The 24,244-nt window shown below is 43.0% G+C and carries 20 protein-coding genes; 12 read left to right on the top strand and 8 right to left on the bottom strand.

Annotation, left to right across the window (positions count from 1 at the left end; genetic code table 11):
* Positions 1-22 precede the first annotated feature (22 nt).
* The 3 genes from L1070_RS15440 to L1070_RS15430 form a co-directional block, all read right to left on the bottom strand.
* Entirely contained in the window at positions 23-2,701 is a 2,679-nt protein-coding gene (locus tag L1070_RS15440) for a response regulator (protein WP_237126218.1), read from the bottom strand.
* A 66-nt stretch (positions 2,702-2,767) separates the two neighbouring features.
* Positions 2,768-3,823, bottom strand: coding sequence for an HD domain-containing phosphohydrolase (locus L1070_RS15435; RefSeq protein WP_237126217.1), 1,056 nt, complete (start codon positions 3,821-3,823; stop codon positions 2,768-2,770).
* Positions 3,824-3,907: 84 nt separating this feature from the next.
* Positions 3,908-5,020: a response regulator gene (locus L1070_RS15430; protein WP_237126216.1), complete on the bottom strand. Its 1,113-nt coding sequence runs from the start codon at positions 5,018-5,020 to the stop codon at positions 3,908-3,910.
* A gap of 291 nt (positions 5,021-5,311) precedes the next feature.
* On the opposite strand from L1070_RS15430, the gene L1070_RS15425 reads away from it, so the two are divergent.
* The 6 genes from L1070_RS15425 to L1070_RS15400 all read left to right on the top strand — a co-directional run bounded on the left by L1070_RS15425 (position 5,312) and on the right by L1070_RS15400 (position 13,292).
* The gene (locus tag L1070_RS15425; protein ID WP_237126215.1) at positions 5,312-6,061 is read left to right on the top strand and encodes a MipA/OmpV family protein; all 750 of its coding nucleotides are present in this window, start codon (positions 5,312-5,314) and stop codon (positions 6,059-6,061) included.
* Entirely contained in the window at positions 6,051-7,118 is a 1,068-nt protein-coding gene (locus L1070_RS15420) for an efflux RND transporter periplasmic adaptor subunit (protein WP_237126214.1), read from the top strand. The genes L1070_RS15425 and L1070_RS15420 overlap by 11 nt, the downstream gene beginning before the upstream one ends.
* Before the next feature lie 11 nt (positions 7,119-7,129).
* Complete coding sequence (locus L1070_RS15415; protein ID WP_237126213.1) at positions 7,130-10,168, top strand: efflux RND transporter permease subunit; 3,039 nt, start codon at positions 7,130-7,132, stop codon at positions 10,166-10,168.
* Positions 10,169-10,187: 19 nt separating this feature from the next.
* Complete coding sequence (locus L1070_RS15410) at positions 10,188-10,853, top strand: response regulator transcription factor (protein WP_070985988.1); 666 nt, start codon at positions 10,188-10,190, stop codon at positions 10,851-10,853.
* Complete coding sequence (locus L1070_RS15405) at positions 10,850-12,199, top strand: HAMP domain-containing sensor histidine kinase (RefSeq protein ID WP_237126212.1); 1,350 nt, start codon at positions 10,850-10,852, stop codon at positions 12,197-12,199. The genes L1070_RS15410 and L1070_RS15405 overlap by 4 nt, the downstream gene beginning before the upstream one ends.
* A gap of 499 nt (positions 12,200-12,698) precedes the next feature.
* Positions 12,699-13,292, top strand: coding sequence for a porin family protein (locus L1070_RS15400; protein ID WP_237126211.1), 594 nt, complete (start codon positions 12,699-12,701; stop codon positions 13,290-13,292).
* Between the two features lie 65 nt (positions 13,293-13,357).
* On the opposite strand, the gene L1070_RS15395 is transcribed toward L1070_RS15400, so the two are convergent.
* Positions 13,358-14,758, bottom strand: coding sequence for a GGDEF domain-containing protein (locus L1070_RS15395; protein ID WP_237126210.1), 1,401 nt, complete (start codon positions 14,756-14,758; stop codon positions 13,358-13,360).
* 477 nt (positions 14,759-15,235) lie between these two features.
* Between L1070_RS15395 and L1070_RS15390 the strand changes: the two genes are divergently transcribed.
* The gene (locus tag L1070_RS15390; RefSeq protein ID WP_237126209.1) at positions 15,236-16,051 is read left to right on the top strand and encodes a transporter substrate-binding domain-containing protein; all 816 of its coding nucleotides are present in this window, start codon (positions 15,236-15,238) and stop codon (positions 16,049-16,051) included.
* A 102-nt stretch (positions 16,052-16,153) separates the two neighbouring features.
* Here the strand turns inward: L1070_RS15390 and L1070_RS15385 are convergent, their stop codons facing one another.
* The 3 genes from L1070_RS15385 to L1070_RS15375 all read right to left on the bottom strand — a co-directional run bounded on the left by L1070_RS15385 (position 16,154) and on the right by L1070_RS15375 (position 17,709).
* The gene (locus tag L1070_RS15385; protein WP_237126208.1) at positions 16,154-16,693 is read right to left on the bottom strand and encodes a hydrolase; all 540 of its coding nucleotides are present in this window, start codon (positions 16,691-16,693) and stop codon (positions 16,154-16,156) included.
* Positions 16,694-16,740: 47 nt separating this feature from the next.
* On the bottom strand, positions 16,741-17,232 hold the full coding sequence (locus L1070_RS15380) for a winged helix-turn-helix domain-containing protein (protein ID WP_237126207.1): 492 nt from the start codon (positions 17,230-17,232) through the stop codon (positions 16,741-16,743).
* A 201-nt stretch (positions 17,233-17,433) separates the two neighbouring features.
* Positions 17,434-17,709 carry a SelT/SelW/SelH family protein gene (locus L1070_RS15375; protein WP_070985996.1) on the bottom strand — a complete coding sequence of 92 codons (276 nt, stop codon included), beginning with the start codon at positions 17,707-17,709 and terminating at the stop codon, positions 17,434-17,436.
* 144 nt (positions 17,710-17,853) lie between these two features.
* Here L1070_RS15375 and L1070_RS15370 point away from each other — a divergent pair, with 144 nt between their 5' ends.
* On the top strand, positions 17,854-18,363 hold the full coding sequence (locus tag L1070_RS15370; protein ID WP_070985997.1) for a DUF2141 domain-containing protein: 510 nt from the start codon (positions 17,854-17,856) through the stop codon (positions 18,361-18,363).
* Positions 18,364-18,700: 337 nt separating this feature from the next.
* Positions 18,701-18,874 carry a hypothetical protein gene (locus L1070_RS15365; protein WP_170829151.1) on the top strand — a complete coding sequence of 58 codons (174 nt, stop codon included), beginning with the start codon at positions 18,701-18,703 and terminating at the stop codon, positions 18,872-18,874.
* Between the two features lie 98 nt (positions 18,875-18,972).
* Here the strand turns inward: L1070_RS15365 and L1070_RS15360 are convergent, their stop codons facing one another.
* Positions 18,973-19,602, bottom strand: coding sequence for an arylesterase (locus L1070_RS15360; RefSeq protein WP_237126206.1), 630 nt, complete (start codon positions 19,600-19,602; stop codon positions 18,973-18,975).
* On the opposite strand from L1070_RS15360, the gene L1070_RS15355 reads away from it, so the two are divergent.
* The 3 genes from L1070_RS15355 (at position 19,601) to L1070_RS15345 (ending at position 24,238) form a co-directional block, all read left to right on the top strand.
* The gene (locus L1070_RS15355; RefSeq protein WP_237126205.1) at positions 19,601-20,314 is read left to right on the top strand and encodes an ABC transporter ATP-binding protein; all 714 of its coding nucleotides are present in this window, start codon (positions 19,601-19,603) and stop codon (positions 20,312-20,314) included. The genes L1070_RS15360 and L1070_RS15355 overlap by 2 nt on opposite strands.
* A complete protein-coding gene (locus tag L1070_RS15350) occupies positions 20,304-22,820 on the top strand; it encodes an FtsX-like permease family protein (RefSeq protein ID WP_237126204.1) in 2,517 nt (838 codons plus the stop codon). The genes L1070_RS15355 and L1070_RS15350 overlap by 11 nt, the downstream gene beginning before the upstream one ends.
* A gap of 224 nt (positions 22,821-23,044) precedes the next feature.
* Positions 23,045-24,238: a porin gene (locus L1070_RS15345; protein WP_237126203.1), complete on the top strand. Its 1,194-nt coding sequence runs from the start codon at positions 23,045-23,047 to the stop codon at positions 24,236-24,238.
* The last annotated feature ends 6 nt before the right edge of the window (positions 24,239-24,244 follow it).

Raw genomic sequence — 24,244 nt, 5'->3', positions numbered from 1 at the left:
TACTGCACTCAATACGTCATTGTTACTTTTTCAATAAGTTGATGGTAAAAGTGCTCCCCACATTTGGCTCACTTTGTACTAATAGCTCTCCATTCATTAGGTGTACTAACTTCTTAGTAAGTGTTAACCCGATCCCCGTGCCTTCTGTTTCTGAGCCCTCCGCGCCTAGACGATTGAAAGGTTCGTAAATTTTTTCTAAGTCCTTTTCGCTAATACCTATTCCAGAGTCAGTGATGGATATAGAGCAAAAGTGGCTATCTTCATTTATGGCAACGCGAATCTCACCATTATTTTTGTTGTATTTTATCGCGTTTGAAAGCACATTTAAGAGCACTTGCTTGAGTCTAAGGCCGTCACAAACAGCTTCTATCTGTGAGTGTTTATCAACGTGCAAGGTCAAGCCTCGACTATTACAATCTGCTTCAATTAATTTAGTACACTCTTTAATGACTTGAGAAATATCGGTGCGTTTATTGTCGATTTTAAACTTACCAGCTTCGACTTTTGACAGGTCTAAGATCTCGTTAATTAAGTTGAGTAGATGCCTACTGGCTTTGAGTATTTCAGCTAAATCATCGGCGTCATTTTTTGAGAGATCTTCCGAGGATTCAAGAAGTTGACCAAATCCAAGAATAGCATTTAAAGGTGTGCGTAATTCATGACTCATGTTTGATAAAAACTCGGATTTAGCGCGGTTAGCTCTGTCTGCTTCTTCTTTGGCTTTTACGAGTTTTTCTTCATTATGCAGTCTGAGTAATTCCAACGAAACGCGATCGGCAAAGACCGTTAACAATGATTTTGTGTAGTCGGAGTTATAGAGCTTTTGATTGCTCATCAAACCTACATGGCCCAATCTGATCCCTTCTATTGAAGTCAGTGGTACAGCTATATAAGCTTCAATTTTATTTTCCCTTAGCCAATCGTCATTGGGAAATTGCTGATAAACATTTTCTTCGTAGAAACATAACCCGTTCTTAACTACTTGCTCGCATGGTGTACCAGCAAGCTCATACTCGTATGAATCCAAGTGCTCTCCGTTGTGGAACAACGACAAAGTTTTCATTGTATTTGGCTTTGATGCTGGCACTGAAATAAATGCACTAGTTGCACCGGTGGCCAATGTTAAACCAATGGTGGTCTCTTCAAAGAACTCAGTTCCCATCGTTGTGGATGTGCTGATCACCATTGCTTTTAGGGCTTCTTGCAGCATTTTATTGGTTGTAATGTCGGTGCGAATCGAAATGTATTGATAAGGGCGCCCGTCATTATTGAGCATGGGGGTGATGGTGGAATGAACCCAGTATAGGCCGCCATTTTTTTTCTTATTACAGATATCTCCTTTCCAAACTTCCCCTCGAGAAATGGTATGCCATATGTCACGATAAAACTCTCTATTGTGAACATCCGACTTTATCAATCGGTGGTTTTGTCCCATGAGCTCTTCTTTTGTGTAACCACTTATTTGACAAAAGTAGTCATTCACATAGATGATATCACCATTGCTATCGGTAATACTGACAATAGCATGAGAGTTAATAGCTAGGTGCTCTTTGTCTCTTTCATAGACCTCTCTTTGTAGGTTTCTTTTGAGTGCCATTTTGAAGCGATAGCGGCGTGCTCTTACTGAAATAGCACCACAAAAATGATCATGGTCAACGGGTTTTTTAAGAAAGTCGTCTGCGCCAGTTTTAAGCGCATAGAGTTGAGAGGAGTAGTCCGAGTCAACAGATAAAAATACGATAGGCACACTCATCAAGTCAGGCTGTTCACGCAACAGTGTCGCCATTTCTGGGCCCATCATATCGGGCATGTGGAAATCCAAGATGATCACATCAGGCTTGAGTTCATGTACATGTTCAAATACTTCCATCGGTTTGTTGAACTCAACGGTTTCAAAACCTTGGCTTTGCAAAATTGCGCTGTGTAATGTCAATGAAGTTAGGTTGTCGTCTATAATGAGCGCTCTGTAGGGCTCGACTTTATTATTCTCTGTTAGGGTACTGAGGATATTAGCGATGTAAACCTCATGGCTTGGTAGTTGGATGTACCTATCAACGCCAACACGGAGCACCTTCAATCGTAACTGTATATCAATAGCAGACGACATCAATATTAATGACGCATCATGGGGTAGCATTTTCTTTATTTTGGTAATATTGGGATAAAGCTGTGTTTCGGTGGGTTCTTGATTCCATTTGAAAATAACCATGCTAGACGCGTCATACTCATGATGTGTATGCAGGAACGATTCTAACTCTGCTACATTTTTTACCGAACAGACATCGAATCCAGCGTTGTTTAAAACCTCCATCAATTGCTCAGCTTCTTGTATATTGTCGTCGACAATAACCACGTTTTCATGGTAATCCAACAGACCTGCCTGCATCATTTCGACGCGCATACTTCTGGCGAACATATGATTTTGAGACAAAATATAGGAAATGTTGTCGATAGATCGGGTTATTGATTTTGCTAATTCTGTATTAGGGTTTGTCTGGTACGCATGCAACTGGTTGATGAAAACCGTTCGGATGAGCGATTCAGGATAAATTGCGCTACCACGTTGGCCACTGCACATTTCTTCTATCAGTTTGCTGACCTTGTTAATGGTTTCTTGCAGTTTATGCGGATCTAAACTCTCTTGGCCAATACGCTTTTTTAAGAGCATGAGTTTGTGGAGTAAGTGTGGTATTGGATACATGCTTATGTGCTTCCTGTACTTTGGTTAAAGCGCCGAGGTTGCAACCTTGTGTGTATTTGCACTGTGTTATTCATCTTGAAATTGATTCTTAATGAGTATGGCATCGTCAATATGGGCAATGAATACATCAACAACTTGTGGGTCAAAGTGGGTCCCGCTGTGGCTTGTAATATATTGAATAGCCTCTTGAATACTCCAAGCTTGTTTGTATGGCCTTTGAGAAGTCAGAGCGTCAAACACATCTGCTACGGCAGCTATTCGGCCTTCAACTGGTATACTTTCTTGCTGTAAGCCATTAGGGTAGCCACTACCATCCCACTTTTCGTGGTGAGTGAGTGCGATATTTCTAGCCATTATCATCAAGTCAGAGTCATCATCGCCTAGCAACTGGCCGCCAATTTGAGCGTGAGTTTTCATTACCTCCCATTCATGTGCATCTAGAGCACCAGGTTTTAAAAGAATTGAATCTGGTATGCCGATTTTGCCGATATCGTGCATTGGGCTGGCATGTAAGATGAGTTCACAGTCTTTTGGGGGTAACCCCATTTTTTGCGCTAATAGTTGGCATAAATGACTCATTCTTAAAATATGGTAGCCTGTTTCTTCATCTTTATATTCAGCGGCCATACCTAATCGTTGCACAACACTCAGGCGTGTATCGTTCAATTCTTTGGTTCTAAGTTCCACCATATTTTCTAGTACCTGAGCCTGATCATTAAGCAGCTTATGTGCTAAGTGCGCATCTAATAAATTTTGCACTCGTAGTAACAACTCATTTTTCTCGAATGGCTTGGTAATGTAGTCTCGTGCGCCTTTTTCTAATGCAGTTAGAGTTGTCTCAGAGCCTTGTTGCGCGGAAATAACGATAATGGGTGCCATAAGCGGCTCTTGCAAAGAAAACAGCGCATCCATCACCTCAAAACCATCCATATATGGCATGTTAATATCCAATAAGATCAGGTCTGGGCGAAGCATTTTATATGTGCTTAGGGCTTCTCGGGAGTCCGTAAGCAAGTGAACATGGCTATATCCTTTTGCACTAAGTAACCTGTGCAATAGCTTTAGATTGGTGGGGTTATCATCTATCGCTAGAATGGTAGAGTTGTTTCTCAAGTCTTTCACAGTCGCTTTGGCCTAATTGTCATGTTCGAGGCGCGCTCGAAGTAAATTCGTTCTAGAGGGCATCGCATAAAATGCAGATTTGCTTTATTCAACGGTTTTTAGTCGCTCGGTAATATTAAATAGCTTGTCTTCAATCACGAACGACAGCCCTAGAGTTTCTTCAACCACATCCTTAGTTTCGTCTACTAAACACATTAGTTCTGACTCTTGCTCTTCATCAAGACCTAAGGTAATGATTTTTAATTGGATTGCTTCAGACAAGTCATTCACTAGTTTGACGATTTTCTTGTCCTGACTTTCGCACAGGTTTTTAATGGTACCGAAATCATCCAACAGCTGAGTCTTGAGGTTATTCAGTGCTTTTTTACGAATATTGCCTTTTTCGATCTGACCTTCAATGAAGTCGATGCGACTATCAACGATGGTCAAAAGAATGGCAAAATTATCTCGAACGCGACCAATTACGTCTTCATCATTGATACGAAGACCTTTCACAAGCATGGAGCACTGCGGTGAATTGAACAGAATATTGGCACCGAATGGGACAATACGCTTTGCGCTACGACCCAACTCCAGAATTTCCCTTTCCAAGTTGGTGAGACTTTGCTCGGGGAACTGATAAAACTCACCCGCTATTCTAAATTCAACGCTACAGTTAACACCTGAGCTTCTAAAAAATCGCTGAATATTGTTGAATAGTTGACTGATGTCCGTCACCGATAAATTTTCGGTAAAAAAAGCGACTAATTCCCCCAGCTCACTGGCTTGCTGCATAGACGTAAAGGCGGTTGTGGAGGCCATTTCATACTGCTCTTTGAGCGAGTTACGTTCTTCGATACGCAGTTTGACGCGTTTTAGTTTTTCTTTGAGCTCTTTAAAGTCGACAGGCTTGGCAATGTAATCGTCACCGCCACTACCATAGGCTGCAAGTTTATCTTCGCTTGAAGTCAAGGCTGAAATAAAGATGACTTCACACTCTTCAAAGGTGGGAGTTGCTCGAATCTCTTTGGTTAAATCGTAGCCAGAATAAGACTGCCCTAGCATAATATCCATCAACACAACGTCTGGTTGGTGGCACTCCAGCAAAGGAATAATCGGCTCTGAGCCATCAGAAGAGACGATATCGTATTGTTTATTGAGAGCCTTTTCTAACACCGTTCTATTTTGCGGGTTATCGTCGACGGACAATATCTTCACTTGGTTTCCTTAGCACAAAGTCTTCATAGCGATGTTTAAAAAGTAGCTAAAGAACATAGGCCTCGCAAATAATTAGCGTGGCAACAGCTTGTAATGTTTGCTCCTTCCTCAGCTTTGAGATGTATACAGTGCAAAGCATGAAGCTTGTTTTCTATAGTGGCAGCCTTCTCTTTATAACTTTTTCCAAACTGTAAGTTTGTAGAAAGCTTGTGCATCTAAATTGGCCATAACAAATATTGTTGAGCAAATGCTTAGCTCAATTTACAAACAATCTAAAGAAGGAAATGAGTGATGGTTAGAGGTCTATTTTTATCAACATTGGTATTGGCATGTTCGGGGGCAATAGCACAGCCCAAAGCAAATAATAAAGAATTTAGCTGGGGGGTGGGGATTGCGGCGATTGCCCAAGATCAGGGTTATATCGACATAGGCAATGAAACAGTATTGGTACCCGCTTTGGCAATTCAATATGGCAACTTCTCACTGCTTGGCCCCAGAGCCAATTATAAAATCATTCACACTGAGAATTATGAAATCTCACTCACAGGTCATCTACGTTTGGATGGCTATGAAGCAGACGACGCAGATTTTTATGCTGGCATGGAAGACAGAGATATGAGTTTTGATATGGGCGTGTCGGCGGAACTCGATACAGATTTTGGTGAGTTCGGTTTGGAGCTCATCCACGACTTGACCAGTACCCATGAAGGTTATGAGGTCAGTGTGAGCTTTGGTACGCCAATTCGCTTCGAAAAAGGTACAGTAAAACCATACATATCAGCAAGCTATGAAAGCGAAGACTTAGTGGATTACTACTATGGTGTAAGTGCCACAGAGGCTCGCACTAACCGTCCGTTGTACCAAGGTGATGGATCTGTCAGCTATGAAGTAGGCGTGAGCTCAGACTGGTTTTTTGGCAAACATCATATGCTTAAGGCTGATGTTAGTTACACCAGCTACGCCAGTGAAATCAAAGATTCACCTTTGATAGATAAATCAGGCTCCGCTCAAATTATATTAGGTTATGTTTATGTTTTCTAAAATGTTTCTAATTACTGCTTTGCTGTGCACTGTTGCCGTTCAGGTAAATGCAGCGGTTTTATTTGAAAATAAAGATTTATATTTTGAGGCTGCTTCATTACCGATAAAAGTTGCTCATAAAGCACCAAATAAAGTGTTTTATGGGCGTATCGAAGGTAGAGAAAGCTTTGATATCGCCTCATTTTCTGTAGCAAGGGTTGCTCAATTACATGTCAGTGCTGGGCAGCAGGTTGCCAAAAACGATGTGCTCGTAACACTGTACTCTCCTGAGTTGAAGGCGCAATTGGATGCTGCTAAAGCAAAGTTGAAGCGGGAAAAAATTCGCCTGCAAAATGCACAAGAGGAACAGCAAAGGACAAATAGGTTGGTGGCTTTGGGATTGCAAAGCGAGGCCGATTTGGATCGGCTAGTAGCAGTCAAAGAAGTAGCGTTACAGTCGGTGAACCTCGCACAAGCACAGCTAACGGAGATCGCTAATTTACAAATTGATCATCAGATACGTGCTCAATCTGCTGGTGTGATAAGCGACATTTACACAAGGCCTGGAGACTTTGTAAAGGTCGGTGAATCAATCCTTAGGTTCCAAACTAGTGATGCTTATAGAGTGGCATTCAAGTTGCCTGAGCAAGAAGCGCTGAAATTATCACGCGACTCATTAGTCAATTTAGCCGTGCCGAGTTTGGATCTGCAACTGCAGGGGAGTGTGGTGGAACGCACATTACCGAGCAACTCGCACTCACCTTGGTTTACAGTGACGGTAGAACTTGATAGCGCTTCGCAAAGCTTTACCAGCGAGCAACACTTTGGCCGAAGTGTGCAGCTCTTACTGCCTATGAGCGATGACATTCTCTATGAAGTGTCAGCATATGCATTGCGTTACGACCCATTTAATCGTCCATACCTTTTACTTGATGAAGCGGTTCCCCGAAAGGTGTTAGTGAAGCCTGTGGCCACTGTCGGAGATACATTCTTAGTCAGTGCGAACGAATACTTGGGCGGGCACGCGATGATTGTTTCAGAGGCTAAGTTGGCACTGAACTTAGCCTCTGAGAAATGAGGAGAACGCCTGTGAAAAATCGACTGCCATGGTATTTGAACACGCGATTGGCGCTGAGTATGGTGCTTCTACTTTGCGTAACAGGCATTGCGGGCTGGCATTTTGCGAGTAAGCAAGAAGATCCACATTTTGCGTACAGAAATGGCTTTATTGTGGTGTCTAGCCCAGGCGCGAGTGTGCAGCAACTTACGGACTCTATCGTAAAGCCCATCGAACGAGCGTTGAGCAGTATCGATGAGATTAGCCGCCTCAACGTACGGGTAAAGTTGGGATCCGCAACAGTGGATGTTGAGTTGCAAGAAGATGAGTACCAGACGGATGCACTCTGGCAAAGGATCAAAGAGCGCTTGGCCGAGTTACAAAGCACCATTCATAATGCCCAAATCGACATTGTTGACAGGGCACAAGATACGCAAGGGATCCTGTTGTCTATAGATAGTGGTGGCGGACTAATATCAGATCGGCAACTAGCCTTAAAGGTACGTGAGCAATTACTCGCTATAAGTGCTGTGCGTAACGTTACTTTGGTGGGTGATCCCGGCTTGCAGTTAGCTGTGGATTTTCCCAAATCTAAGCTGCTAAGCACAGGAGTGTCTCCTTTGGATTTAGCTGAGCGGTTACAGCAGGCAAACAGCCAACATTTATACGCCGCTCTATCAGGCAACATGACAGGGATGGGGCTTGGCGCTGTTGATAGGCTGAGCGATGTACACTATCTGTCACAAAAACAGATACTGACCCCAAGCGGTGCGTATGTACCGTTGTCGAGTATTGCTGATATTCACTATCGGACAAACCCACTAGCAGATGAGCTATTTTGGAAAAATGGTAAGCAAGTATTAGGACTTGCCATTACCTTAGTGCCAAATGCTGTAGACGTTGAACTCGTAGGTGAGGAGATTAAATCACTTATAGCGCAGATCAACGCGCGCTACACTCAAGCGCCAGTGAGCATCGAATTGTTTCAACCTGAGTTCTCTGTTAAGCGCATTGAAGGCTTGATGCAGTCGCTACTTTTGAGTGTGACAGGTGTAGCCCTAGTGCTGCTATGTTTAATGTCAGTTCGTAGTGCTTTGATCGTTGCTTTATCTATTCCAACTGCGGTACTGAGCGTGATAGCTGTGTTTACCTCATTTGATGGAGTGATCCATCAAATGACCATCGCAGGGTTAGTATTGTCTTTGGGGTTGATGGTTGATAACGGTATTATTGTCACTGAGCGGATAACTCATTTTTTAGAGCAAGGACAAAGCAAATTTGATTCTATAATTAAAGCTGTAACAGAGCTCAAAGGGCCACTGGCTTGTGCAACATTAACCACGGTTGCTGCATTTGTGCCTATGTTGCTGGCAAAAGGCAGTGTCGCTGATTTTATAGCAACAATTCCCCTATTGGTGATCTTGTGCATCATCGCCAGCTATTTAATATCGTTGACCTTGATACCGGTTTTATTTCAGCTATTGAGTTTAGAGATTGCATGGTTACGCCGTGCTCAGCAGGCGTCTAAGGATAGGCTAGAAACGATTGGTAGCGGAATAGCCTACGCGTCACTCAATGCGCCCAGACGTACACTGTTATATTGTGCTGTGGCCATAGCCGTATTGATAAACGTTAAGTCACAACCTGGTGAGTTCTTTCCAAAAACAAACCGAAATCAGGCGTATGTTGATATTCAGCTGCCCATAGGTAGTCATATTGCAAATACCACAAATATAGGGCGAGCTGTTGAGCAGTACTTAAATGAGCGGGATGATATCACTAAAACCTGGATGTTTGCTGGGTTTTCGGGGCCACGTTTTTATTACAATCTAGTACAACAGCCCAGTGAAGCACATGTCGCCAGAGTGGTATTTGAAACACATAAAGGCGTTTCAGTTAAAGCGCTGGTCAGTGAGCTTAATCAGGTTCTTAAAACGAAGTTTGAGGCGTTGGTGATACATGCAAGAGAACTAGGTCAAGGGCCGCCTATCGAAAGCCCCGTTGAACTAAGAATACTGGGTGATGACCGCATTCAAAGCATGAGGGCCGCAGAGGCCATACTGGAACGATTGCGAACGCATAAAGCATTAACAAATTTAAGTCGCGGCTACACGTACGGTAGCACTCAGCTGAATATACAATTTGATGAGTCACTGCTGATACAGCAGGGGTTGCTAGAATCACAAGTCAGCCAATATATTGCTTGGAGAAGCTCTGGGTTGGTGGCGACTAAGCTGCATTTTTTACACGAACCAATCGATCTGGTGATTTATGACTCACAGGCCTCACAAAGCAGTACGGACTTGTTGAACACGCCAATCATTAATACCGCTGGAAATGTTGTGCCATTGGCCGCACTGGCAAGCCAAAATATGCGCGGTGCCCCCAGTTTTTCACAGCGAATGAATGGCTCTCCAGTGTTAACTATCAAAAGTGATGTTGCACTTGGGGTGGATGAAGAGCAATTACTAGAAACATTGCAGCCAGAATTATTGGCTATCGCCGCACACTATGGCGTACGGCTGGAGTTTGGTGGAGAACTGGAAGAGGCCCACAATGCTCACCAAGCCTTGGTGACTACCTTACCGGCTGGTATCGCTTTGTTGCTCTTGGCCCTAATCGTTCAATTTAACTCACTGAGGTGGATGAGCGTGGTCGTGTTGAGTATTCCTTTTGGCATCTTAGGGGCACCTGTAATGTTAGCTTTGGTGGGTATACCGTTTGGTTTTATGTCAATTTTAGGCGTGCTTGCACTAACAGGTATTGTGGTCAACAGTACCATCTTGCTAATTGATGCGACGTTGCAAAACCTAGCGCAAGGCATGAGTGAAAAACGCGCTATTCAGTTAGCGGTACAAAGTCGGATCAGACCTGTTATAGTAACTACACTCACAACCATCATTGGCATGGTGCCGCTGACCTTTAGTGGCAGCCCTCTTTGGCCTCCATTAGCTTGGGCCGTGATCGGTGGGTTGGTTTCATCCACGTTGGTAATACTGTTCGTTATGCCAATAGTGATCCATGGGTGCATACCAAAGAGGGCATTACAACATGCTGAGTGTAACGTTTAGCAAGGAAACTGAACGCCAAATGCGTATATTGATCACCGAAGATAACCAACAGCTTGCACAATTTATACAACAAGCAATTGCTCAAGACGGACATGCTGTTGATGTTGCCAACGATGCGTCTCAACTTTGGGCATTGCTGTCATGCTGGCAATACGATGCCATTATTCTTGATCTTGGCTTGCCAGATCAGGATGGCTTAGAAGTAATTCAAGGTATTCGCCAAGGGCATAACCCAGTACCCATCTTGATTTTAACCGCTCGTGGTAGTGTTGATGACAGAATAAAAGGGTTAGATTTAGGCGCGGATGATTACCTAAATAAGCCGTTTTCAATTGATGAGCTCAAAGCCCGCCTGAGGGCATTACTTAGAAGGCCAAACAGTTACACCGGAAACTTGCTAGCTCAGGGGAATTTAGCGTTAGATACCAAAGCAAGACGGGTAATGGTGGGCAGCAGCAACCTGAGTATGGGCAAGACCGAGGTCGCTATTTTGGAGTATTTGTTGCGAAATGCTGGACTGACTGTGGGTAAAGACGCGTTATATGATGCGATTTATGCGCTGGGGTTTGAGGTAACGGACAATGCAATTCAAGTGGCAGTACACCGTATTCGTAAGAAGCTTGAAGCTGCTTGCGCTGACTCTACCATAAAAACCTTACGCGGCATTGGGTATATTCTTACATGAACTTTCGCCAACATTCGCTTGCTAAAAAGATCTATCTGCACTTTTTACTAATAGGCTCCGCCGTATTCACCTTAATCGGGGTGACTTTGTATTTGTTCTCGATCAATTTCGCTAACCTTGCGGTTGAAAGCAGTATGTATGGTATGAGCGAAGATATTGTGCAGCAGTTATATTTCGATGATCAGCAAAAGCTGCATTATCACTCAGAGAATGTTGCTGAAAAGTGGGGCTATGATGCCCTGTTCAATAACCTTGCGTTTCGAGTGGTAGAGCAAAGTAGTGGTCAAGTAATGCTGAGTTCAATTTCGTCTGAGGCTGGCTCACAGGCTTTGGCGGCGCTGGACTCAGCTTTACCAAAGGGGTACTCCCATCAAGCAGGCATTGATCGTTACCGCCTTGATTATGACGTACAAGGAACAGCGATTTATGTCGACCTTGCACGCAACGACTTGATTGGTGAGTTTGCCAATGAAGCGGTGATGCCTGTGCTAAGTCAGGTATCAATTGTGACTATGGTAGCCGCATTTGGGGTGTTTATGTTGGTGGGGTTTTTATCCATTCGCTCAATTGTACGTCCAGTAAGAGAGGTTGCCAGTCAGCTTGAAGCGATTACGCCCGAGCAACTGAGTTTTCGCTTAACCTCGAATGGGCTACCCATAGAGATCCAACCGATTGTTAATTCACTAAATCAGGCGATGGAGCGTGTAGAGACTGGGTTTGATGAACAAAAGCGCTTTGTTGCTAACGCCGCGCACGAACTAAAAACGCCTTTGGCCATCCTTAACACCCGTGTGCAACTTGCCGATATGGATAGTACGACCATTGAAGGAGTGTTGGCTGATGTGGGATATATGACTCGGGTTGTACAACAGCTATTGGATTTATCACGCGCCCAAAGACAGTTTGGCAATGAAAAAACCACATTGAGCCTACTTATGCTCAGTCAAGAAGCGTGTATGATGTTAGCCCCATTGGCTTTATCTTTGGACAAAGAGCTATGTTTGGAAGGGCAGGATATAGGAGAGTTTGTTCATGTGGATAAAGCAGCAGTACATATTATGGTGAAAAACTTAATTGAAAACGCACTTCGACATAGTAAAGCTGGTGCTTGCGTCATTGTGCGAGCGTCAAACAACCAAATAGAAGTACAAGATGACGGCCCCGGTATTGACGAGAAAAATAAGGATAAGTTGTTTGAGCGCTTCTGGCGTAAAGAACAGTCAACTTTGACAGGCAGTGGCTTGGGGTTGGCGATAGTAAAAGAGATAGCTGAGCGCCACCATGCGCGCTTAACCGTTACCTGTAAAAACCCTCACGGAGGTGCCACCTTTAGAGTACAGTTTTAGTCTTTTTAGGTGCACCTTTACAGCATTACTCCGCCAAAGCTAAGTACGCCAATTGGTAGTAATAGCACCCACTGAGGGAGTAGTGTAAACACTTTTAAACAGCAAAAGTACCAGCCCACCACAATAAATAAGGAGGCGAATAACAAATAGCTAACCGCAATCGCCATGATAATTGAGACAAGTTGTGTCAACCAATATACGCCAACGATACGCTAGTGAGTAGCAGCGTGACAGAGACATCCGAGATAAACATTAGCGTATTCATAAACCCTTCCCTAGACATAAAACGCATATGCCCACTTTAGGGCCAATATTCGTCAATCGCAACTATGAAGTACCAACAAGTTTCACTCAATAGCTACGCTCTTTGGATCCGTATGTTGAACAGTTTTTTACAATCTTAGAACATTAATTTACTGAAATATAAGTTAATTTTATTGCCATTGTTAGTCTTACTGACAAGTTTGGATTATTACTAAATTATTAAAAAGGATTAAAAATGAAGGCTATGTTATCGACCGCCCTGATTATGCTTGGCACGCTTGTAACGCACAATGCAGTGGCAAATGATGATGTTTATGTGGGCGCATTGTACAACCAGCAAGATCTTGATGTGTCAAACAGAGACTATAGTGCGGCGGGCTTTTTGATAGGTTATGAATTTAATCAGTATGTTGCATTTGAGAGTCGCTTTGCCACAGGAACATCCGGCATGTCTGGACGATATGCAACCTCTGAACTGGTAAGATCCTATAAAGAAGACATTGATCTGCAAACTTCCTTGTTGTTAAAGCTGAGTTACCCCATTGCAGATGGTTTTAATGTATATGGCGTCGCAGGTTATACGCGCACTAAAATTAACTTTGAGAATGAAAGGTGGGAGGTTAATGAGGCGGGCGTGATGGTGGAGGATTATCATCATAATAGCAACTGGACTCGCGGTGGTTTTAGTTATGGGGCAGGGTTGGAATATCAGGTGAATGACAAGTTAAGTGTGTTTGTTGACCATCAAATTCTACCTGACTTTGAGTCTCTTGTGACGGTTGATCAGGATTGGAGCAGTACCACCGTGGGGTTAACTTATCGTTTTTAACGCGATGGACTGAGGGATAGGTAGGCTTACCGAATGCTAGGTGAGTCTACCCATTGTCGCCATTATTACACGGCTGGTACGCTAGGCATAAAAACGACCTGATTTCGGCCATTATTTTTTGCTTGGTATATTGCTGTATCAGCAAGCTTGTGCATACTTTCAATGGTAGTGTTACCTTGATTAGAGGTGCAGCCGATAGATGCAGTGATAGGGCCATGTTGTTCGCTCCAATATTCAATGACCATGTCTGCAATGTTTTGCCTGATATTATTAGCTACAATGTGTGCGGTTACACCATCCAAGTTACTTAGGATCACGGCAAATTCTTCACCACCGATCCGGCAGACGAGACCATCATTGCGAACCGAGCGTTTTAGTACGTTTGCAACTTCAACCAATACTCTATCACCCATATCGTGACCGCCAATATCATTCACTTTTTTAAAGTGATCAATATCTATAATGAATAGCCACATGGCCTGTTTTGTCCTTTCCGAATCAGTCAAAGTTTGTGCCGCAACCTGATTGAACTTACGACGATTTGCCAGACCGGTTAATGGCTCTGTCATCGCAGCATGAGCTAATTGATGTTCAGCGATTCGGCGGTTTTTATCACTTCGTTCTTGCAAAATGGCAGATATGGCAATCATAAGAATAATAAACCAACAAATAGCGACAACAAACAGACCAAATAAGTCGCTCTCACTGCTGCTTAGGCTTTTCACCATCAGGTATCCCATGATGGTTGGAAACAAATAGCCGACAATGGTTTGTAAACGGGCTATTTTACCTCCGATATATGGGCTTAAGATTGCCTTAACTGCACCGTGACCTGCGGTTGTGGTAATACTGGAAATGGCCAAAATTAACCCAATAGTTGTGGTTAGAATAGACATTTGTCCGTAGAAATCATTTATGTTGTAGGCATAACCTGTTAAAGAAATCATAGGTATAGCCAGCGAAATGAATGCAAAACATTGCGACTCAGCTTTGTGATGCTGATTATACAGTAGCAAACTTAATGCTATACCCATTAGCATAATGCTGGAATTTATACCCATATAATTACTCTTGCCAGCGAGTAGTTGGGCTTCTACCGTCCCTGAAAATGGCGTTAAGCTCGTTAGCATTGACGATCCAGATAAGAGATCGAGCATTCTGATGAAGGTTAATACAAAAACTATTAAGGGCAACACAATTAGATAAGGGAGTTGTTTCGTATTGTTGCTCACACCAAGCATAAGCCCAATACAAAGCATACACAGGGCAGTGATCGGATGGGTGGCAGGCCCATTGGCAAATGGTCTGTAAAGAGGCTCTATGTTAAAGGCATATCCAAAGAGCGCGATAAGACCAAATAACGCCCCAATGATACCGAATGGTCGCGTAATTTTCTTTGCGTAATTGACCAAGTACCAATTTTCAACATTTGAATTACTGGACTTTGGTATTGTTTGAGTTGTCATGAACCACCTACAAAATATGTTCACAAAAGAATGAACTTATTGATTTTGTTAAATATTGTGCACGATACTCATGGTAGATACAAAGACTAAGTTAAAAAGGCTTACTTTTTTACTTAAAAATCATCCTAAATAATTATTTAAGTTGTATTGTTTGTGCACTATCAGTCATATTAGTAAATTGAGTAAAGAGTGAGGTGGTGATAATTGCAAGTTTAGTGAAACTATCAATCTGATTTAATATGGTACCGAAATTAGGCTGTTCGTAAGTTTGTATATGGCTCCATTTTTGTGTTTATCGTTGTGCAGGTAATATCATTTACTGTTCTATCACAATGCCTTTCTGGGGGATGTGGAACGTATCTAAACACCACTTGAATGTTTGAGCTATAGTTTCTATTGTGGCTTTGGGAGCGGTGCCGAAACAGAGCCACAGCGGCACATGTGTGGCATATCCACAATACAACCTAGAAGATATTTATGATTGCAGGGTATCAGAATAAATTATCACCACCTATTCAGATCAGTATGACGCTGCTGTTGTGCGTGTTTATCACATTGAAAAGTCATGCAAATCCCCAATATCGTGTCACGATTTTAGTGGACGAGAGCTATCCTCCATATACTTATTACAGCAATGGAGAGTTAAAGGGTATTTATGTTGATTTAGTAAAACAAGCAGCGCGGCTGATTGACGATAAATATTTGGTTGAACTACATCCTGTGCCATGGAAAAGGGGGGTTTCAGCATTACAAAATGGTGAAGCGTTTGCGTTGATGCCTCCATATGTTCACATCAAACGCCGGCCCTTTATTTGGCCTTACTCAGTACCGCTACTGGAAGAAGTTATTGTTGCATTTTGTAATCAAGGCTTTTCACTCAAACGGATAGACTCGGAAGATACGACTGCTCACCCTATCAACGTCGGACTGAATGCGGGTTATATGATACTTGATGATCTGCTCAGACAAGCCCATAAGCAGAGTAAGATCCACCTTTGGGAAAATAAAGACACGTTCTCGAACGTGATGAAGTTAGCTAAAAGGCGTATTGATTGTTACGTTAACGATAGGCTTTCTACGTTATTAGGATTAAGAAATCTTAAACGTATTCATCCGGAATTAGACTTGAGTAATATTGTAGAAGATCGTGTTATTTTGAGGCGAACTGCGCATATTGGCTATGCTAAAGACGCCACCGATAGGTATCCATACAAGCATGATTTTATAGAAAAAATGGATGAAGCTTTGCAAACCGTTCTAGCCACTCAGGCAATTGAACTGAGCGACCAATAAACCTATTTTCCCTTCACATAAAAAGTAAAAAAGCGAACTAATGCATATGCAGTCAATGCTCTATCGCCAATCACAGATAATGTGATTATCGCGTCGGGCACGCTATTTTATCAATTGCAATATGGTTCTGAATTTAGGGTGATTGGCATCGGCGAGTAACTCATACAAGAGCATTTCTACATTACTCAGTTGTGCACCACAGTGTGTAAGCTTTTGTATGGCGAGCTGCTTGTGCTGCACGTTTCTAGACGCAATTGCATCCGTTATCAATGTAACGTCAAAATTATTATCCAATAGACTCATTGCCGTTTGGTAAACGCAAATATGTGCTTCTATGCCACAAATAAGCCAGTGACGCCTCTGTTCATTGGCCAGCCTTGTCTGAAACGCTTGATTGAGGAAGCCACTAAAAGTGGTTTTTGTAATGACTTGCTCATCGCAAAGTAACGTTTCCAGCTCAGGCACGGTGCGGCCTAATTTCTCGGGCGTTTGTTCAAGCCAGATGATTGGTAAATCAAGGGCCTTAGCACCTTGTATGAGTGCACTTATGTTGCGTAAAGTTTGCTCGCTGTTATCAATGATTCTGGCAAGCTTACCTTGTACGTCAATAACGACTAGCCCACAGTCTGAATCTTTGAGCATAATATCTTGCTAAATCCAGAGCTTGCGGACGTGGTGGCTGTAAGAGATCATATAAAAAAGTAAGCACCAGCGAGTAAGCCAAGCAAGGTTGCAGCCGCCAGAGGCCACGCAGGCTTTGGCGTGTCAGTGGCGATGTTATCTTCAGGTGCCGACGGTATTGAGAGATCTTCGTTATTGTCATTGTTTGCAGTTTGCTTGGGAGTCTCAACTTGAGGTGAAGTTGCGGGGGGGGCTTCATCGTCGGTCACTTCGGTGAGAGGTAATTGCCATTGATAGCCCTTGCGAGAAAAAGTTTTTATTGCATCATCACCAAACAGTGCTCTTAAGTGGCCAATGCTCTGAAAAACAACCTGGTTTGTGACCTCACGCCCTGGCCACACGGCTTCGAGTATTTCATCTTTGCTGTGAATATGTTCAGCATTGGTAAGTAGTAGAGCCAGCAATTTGGCAGGTTTTTCATTTAGCGAGAATACTTTACCATTGTTGGTTAAAACTAAAGCTTCGCAGTCAAATTCAAAATGGCTAAAACGGAATTTCATTTTTGTTATTGATCCAGTTTGTATGGATGTACCTATTTTATGATGATTTATAACAGCATATTGAGAACATTGCAAAACAACGTCGAATGCATGCTATTTGTTAAGGTTAACCTTATGTTATTAATACTCAGTTTCAAAGGTCTTATTTAAATTAACTAAATGTTGATTAATAATCAATCAAAATGCGTTTGATTTAATCGTCTAATTATCAATATGGCCAAGGTTTCTGGCTGGATCTAACTTATCTCTGACTCTGCGCTTTAATATTTTAGCTTCTGGAAAGCCGCCGTCTTGCTCTCTACACCAGATCAGTTCGTGATTATAGTAAATCTGAAATACGCCTTTTGATGCTGGCGAAATTGCGACTTCTTGCAGTTCATCAGAAAATGTTGAAAGTAATTCTTGGGCAAGCCAGCCGCTTCGTAATAACCACTGACATAGCACACAGTAATGTATAGTAATACGAGGTTTAGTCATTCAAAATAGCCTTATAAATATTGAAAGTCATGATGGTAAAGCAGTGATACGCACTACATTTTTTTACAAAAATACCTTGCCTTAATCATATTTATCAAGGTGTAGAGCTGCTAATTTAATCACTCAAACTATAAGGAGATAAGCATGAAAAATATATTAATGATTATAGCTGCTATTGTTTTGAGCGGTTGTCAATCAACCAGTAAACTGAGCATAAACCCAACGCCAGGGGACGCAACTAGGCTGATTGTAAATATAAGCAATGTAACGAGTGAAGAAGGACAGCTGCTGGTAATGATCCACGACAACAGTGCTGATTACCATGCAGATCTAAACATTAATGACCCTAAAGCACAGCATTTTTTAAAAAAAGTAGTTGCGCCAGTTGCACCAAATACGGTCGTTGTGTTTGAGAATATACCTGCGGGTAAGTACGCCATTAATGTGATCCATGATAAAGACGCAGACGGTGAACTTGATCGAATGATATTTCCGTTTTTAGGTATGCCCAGTGAGCCGTATGCGTTATCTAACAATATCTATGACCATTTCAGTAAGGGAGACTTTGATGACGCTCTGGTGGAATTACAGGCACCAAGCAGTCAAATTGATCTAACTCTAGGCACACATCTGTCGAAGGTGACAGGTTTATAAAGCCAGTTATTTGGATACCATAGCAGGCAATATTGTTGGAATTTTAAAAAATAACAAAAATTGCTTGCTTTTTATTTGGGGTCGGTGGTAAATTTCTTTCCTTGGGCCAACGCTACCTATGCGTGAGGTCAGTTTATAATGTCCTTTCTTACCCTGATCCAGTAAGCCAGCATTAAAAAATCAAAAGCTGAATTATTGTACGGCGACCACTTAGCCAGAATATCCTCGTGGCTGGACCGAGCCTTTTTAGGCGTTAATCGATGGGAATATCGTCAACACTGTAGTGAAGCTTATTTAATTAATTTGTCGATTTTCGACATAAATTTGTGAGTTTTCTATGTCATATGAATATAACGGATCTGTGATCCAAATTGCACAGCCTGTGCTGTCAATCTCAGTAAATAAAAGTAATGTTATCTTTGCCGATAAAATGGGTATGAGAAATACCCGTTTTGCCTCACCAAGTGATGCAAGAAGCTTTATTAAATGGCTGACTAAAACGTCAGCTTAATCATACTGAGTGGTGTCTGCTCTAGCGTTTAAACATGGCGAACAGTCAGCTTTTAGCGACCAGAGCTAGACACCTAACAATTTTCTTTACTTCCTTAGCTATTTCTTGGTGTGCTTCAGCCAAGCAGTGATTTCCTTGTCCATAAAGTCTCTGATAATGGGTTGAGCTTTTGCGTTAGGGTGCAAGTTATCATCCTGCATCAGCGTTGGATCTACGGCCACAGGTTCCATAAAATAGGGCATCAAGTATGCGTCTGTGCTGTCAGCTACCTTTTTGTAACTGTCGGTGAACATCGTGGTGTATCTAGGTCCTAAATTAGGCGGGATCTGAATTTCCATTAACGCCACATGCGCGCCCGCTTGCTGACTTTTTGTGACTAATTCTTTTAGGTGTTTTTGCAATAACTTTATTGGAAAGCCACGAATACCATCATTACCGCCCAGCTCTATGAGTACGTGACTCGGTTGATGTGCTACCAGCCAAGCGTCAATCTTAAGTAGCGCGTTGTCTGTGGTTTGTCCGCTAATCGCCGTATTAATAATTTCGATCGGTTTTTGCTGAGCAACGTATTTATTTTGTAACAAATTAACCCAAGCTTGTGCTTGTTCAAGTCCGTAGCCTGCGCTTAAGCTATCACCAATTATCATAATTTTATCTTTTGCGAAGCTGCTGAACGGTTGCACAGTCAGCAAGAAAACTACAAAGAACTTTAGGAAAAAACGTGTCATGTCAGTATTTTCTCAGTTAAATATTATTAATGTCTCGGGGCTTACCAAGCGTGTAAACACCTTTGAGGGCGAGCTCACTATCCTCAGTGATATCAATTTTACTGTCAAGTCGGGGGAGTCAGTTGCGATTGTGGGCGCTTCAGGGTCAGGTAAGTCAACATTATTGAGTTTGTTGGCTGGTCTAGATGTCGCGACGCAAGGTGAAATTATCTTAGATTCTGAGCCGTTAGGGGAGATGGACGAAGAGCAACGTGCTCAGTTACGAGCTGAGAAAGTCGGTTTCGTATTTCAGTCATTTATGCTGGTACAAAGCTTAACGGCACTTGAGAATGTAATGTTACCAGCTGAGCTTGCAGGTGACAAAAATGCCAAACAGCAAGCCATCGACTTGTTAGAAAAAGTAGGTTTGTCTCATCGCTTAGAGCACTATCCTTCTCAGCTATCAGGCGGGGAGCAGCAGCGAGTGGCTATCGCTCGTGCATTTATTGGCACGCCTAAGATTTTGTTTGCGGACGAACCCTCAGCTAACCTCGACAGCAAAAATGGCCACATGATAGAAAAACTTTTGTTTGATTTAAACAAACAAAATGGCACCACTTTGGTACTGGTAACCCATGATGAACAGCTTGCTCATCAATGCGACCGAATCATCCATATTGAGGGCGGAAAACTCGAAACGATTCGTGAAGGAGAGGCTGCCAATGTGGGTTAAATTAGCATTAAAACTATTTTCAAGAGAGTTTCAACGGGGTGAGCTGTCGATTATTTTCGCAGCGATCGCACTTGCTGTGTTGACGGTGTTCAGCTTGTCTTCGGTGACTGAACGTATCGGTTTGAATATAGAGCAAAAAACCAGTGACTTTATCGCCGCAGATCGCCGTTTATCGAGCAACCATGCCATCAGCCCTGAAATTTTAGAACACGGTATAGCGCTTGGGCTGCAAACCGCAAAGATGATGTATTTTGATTCTATGCTATTTGCCAATGACGAACTGGTTCTAGGCTCAGTCAAAGCGGTGTCCAACACATATCCTTTGCGCGGAGAGGTAACACTGAAAGACAGCTTGGATGGACAGCCCTACGAGATTCGTGGCGCGCCAGAGGTAGGGCAGTTGTGGTTAAGTGAAGGGCTGTTTTATAGCTTGGGACTAAAAGTGGGTGACAGCGTGGAGCTCGGAGCTGGCAATTTTATCGTTGGCAAAGTATTGGTTAGCGAACCGGATGCCCCCTTCTTTTCATTGGCGGGTAATCGCCGTGTGTTGCTCAATTATGAGGACATAGCCGCCACTGGTGCTGTGCAGCCTGGTAGTCGCGTATTTCATCGTTTGCTGTTTGCAGGTGAAGAGCAGCTGTTGAGCGAGTTTTATACATGGTTGAAACCGCAAATGAAGGCGAACCAAACGTGGCAAGGTGTTAAAGATAGGCAATCTCCATTGGGAGATAACCTCATGCGCGCTGAGCGGTTTTTATTGCTAGCGGGGCTGTTTGGTATCATGCTGGCAGCGGTGGCGATGGCTGTCTCAGCGAAGCGTTATTGTGAGCGCCAGTATGACCCTGTTGCTATGATGAAGACGTTGGGGGGCAGTCGTTCGGTTATTCGCAATATTTTCTTACTGCATTTGAGCTTAGTCACTGGCTTTTCTATTTTGGTTGGTTTGCTAATTGGCTTTGTTTTACAGCATATTGGCGCTGATTATCTAGCTAAATTTATGGACGCAGAATTACCTGCAGCGGGCTTTAGACCTTGGCTCATATCTATCTTTATTGGCATTGTGTGCGCACTGATGTTTTCGCTTAAGCCACTACTAGATTTATTCGACATTCCACCATTGCGAGTATTAAGGCGCAATCTTGGTGATCAACTGACGTTAAGTCGTTTGCATGTTGGCCTGTCTTTGGTGACGATTTTCTTGCTAATGTGGATGTTTAGCGCGCAGTTGGTTACAACGCTAGTCCTGTTTGGATCAACATTACTGGTCATAGCGGTACTGTTTGCTTTGTCTCGACTCATTTTTAGTGCGGGTAGGAAGCTAGGTTTGAGTCCCGGTTCTAGCTGGTCTTTAGCGATAGCAACGCTACAAAAGCGCGCCAACGCCAATGCCATACAGCTGATTAGTTTTGCTTTAGCAATCAAACTAATGCTTTTCTTGGTGGTGCTTAAAAATGACATGATCTCAGACTGGCAGATGCAAGTGCCTGAGGACGCGCCAAACATGTTCCTCATCAATATTGCGCAGGACGAAGTTCAGCCACTGACATCATTTTTCGAGCAACACAACATCACCCATGAAGACTTTTATCCAGTGTTTAATGCGCGAGTTGACTCAATAAATGGTGATGAGTTGGAGCGTAGGGTTTCTCAGCAAGAGGGAGAACAAGAGCAAAAAGATGAAAACGAACGCCGTGGCGTCAATCGCGAGCCGAATCTTACTTGGCTATCGCAGCTTCCGGAAGGTAATGAAATTACTGAAGGTGAATGGTTTAGCAACAATACAGTAGATGGCCGTATTGAAGTGTCTGTGTTTGAAGGCTGGAAAGAGCAGCTCGATTTGGAGCTCGGTGACACAGTTGGCTTTTTGGTGGATGAGAAGCGTTTTGAAGCTGTAGTCACTAGCTTTAGAAGTGTGGACTGGGGAAGTCTTAAACCAAATTTTGTGATGATCTTAAGCCCAAATATGGCAGGCCAGATACCAGTCACCTATTTTAGTGCTGCTAAGCTCGAAGATAAGCATACTAAAGCCATCAGCAGTATGCTCCAGCAATATCCGACGATCAGCATGATTGACATTAAAAGCCGTCTTGAACAGGCTCAGTCGATTATTGCTCAAGTATCTTTGGCGATTGGGTTTGTACTTGCGATTGTGTTGATAAGTGGAGCATTGGTATTGGTTTCTCAAGTTCAGGCAAGCCTTGCAGAACGAATGCAAGAAGTCGTTATTTTGCGCACTTTGGGTGCGAAAGGAAAATTGATAAAATTGGCGACTTTGTATGAATTCTTGCTATTAGGCGCAATTGCAGGGCTTGTCGCGGCTATCGTTAGCGATATTGCGCTGTTGATTATACAGCAGCAATTGTTTGATGTAGCTGGCAAAATGCACCCTTACATTTGGCTACTGGGTCCGCTGAGCGGCGCTGGATTTGTATCCGTTATTGGTTATTTTATGGTTGCCAAAACAATGCGGCAAAATACCCAAGGGCTACTTCGAAAAATCGCCTGACGGCTCAAGCAATATTGCTCTTAATGTTAGCCAAAAAAGCCTTCACAGCTGTGAAGGCTTTTTAGTATGTGAAGTTAAATATTCTCATATACCTGTTTTGATAACATATTAAAAAATATTCGTTTTTTAGCGTACTTAGCTGAGTAAATTAAGGTAAAAGCAAAATTCGCTTCTATACTCATGAAGATATTGATGTTTAACAACTTATCAATTGGGATGACACTATGAAAAAACGATTATTAGCTGTCGCTTTATGTTGTGCTATAAACGGTACCGCATACGGCGCAGACCTGCGCATCAATGGCTTTGCTTCAATAGTTGCAGGGTCTACCACCGACGATAACATGAGCGTATTCGGCTACGAAGATGAAATTTCATTCAGTAACGAGAGCATGTTTGCACTGCAAGTTTCGTCCGATTTAGGGGACGGAATTAGCGCCACTGCACAAATAGTGGCCCGAGGCCATGAGGATTACGATGCTGAATTTGAGTGGGCATATATATCATACGATATTAATGAGCACCTACGCCTGAGTGCGGGTAAAATGCGTTTACCCTTGTTTAGATACTCTGATTTTATAGAAGTAGGCTATGCGTATCGTTGGGTTCGCCCACCCACATCGGTCTATAGTTTCGCATCAACCACACCAACGGGGATGAGTTTGCTCTACACATCACAGCTGGGGCAGTGGGATTCATCGCTGCAATTTGTATATGGGCGCTATGAGGGGAAGGCCAACGCTATCACAGACAGTGATGACGCGACCCTCAATGACATTACTGGCTTTAATTGGACCATGTCTAAAGACTGGCTAACGTTACGTGCATCCTATGTGGTTGCTGAGACGAGCATCAGTCTAAATAACTCTGTGCCATTGGTCGCTTTGTCTGGTGCGTTGCAAAATTATGGTTTACAAGAACAGCTCAGCCAACTGGTGGTGGATAAAGACGATGGTTCGTTCTTAGGGCTAGGTTTTGCTATTGATTACAACAACTTCCTATTCGATGGTGAGTATACAGAAGTTGAAGTAGACAATAGTTTATTGCCAGAGCAATCGCAATATTATGTGTCTGCAGGTTATCGACTTGATGATTGGACGCTACACGTTACTTATGAAGAAAACGATGATAAGCACCCAAATGGCCGCTTTAACCAAGTGCCAACGACAATCACGCTTGCAAATGGCGCTGTAGTACCCGTTTCGACGGATCCAAGTAACCCAAATGCCCCCCTTATCCGAGACCTTATGAATGGCGCGTTGAATGCAACTCGTGTCAACACCAACACGGTAACCTTGGGGGCTCGTTATGATTTTCATCCTTCGGCTGCATTTAAAATTGACTGGAGTCGCTTGGATAATGACGTGACAAATCAAGATAACGATGTTATCGCGGTTGCAATTGACTTGGTGTTCTAGGGAGGC

The sequence above is a fragment of the Pseudoalteromonas sp. MMG022 genome, from assembly GCF_021654245.1.
In the GTDB taxonomy this organism is placed as follows: domain Bacteria; phylum Pseudomonadota; class Gammaproteobacteria; order Enterobacterales; family Alteromonadaceae; genus Pseudoalteromonas; species Pseudoalteromonas amylolytica.
The sequence above is the reverse complement of the archived record's forward strand: the minus strand, read 5'-3'. Positions and strand labels throughout refer to the sequence as shown.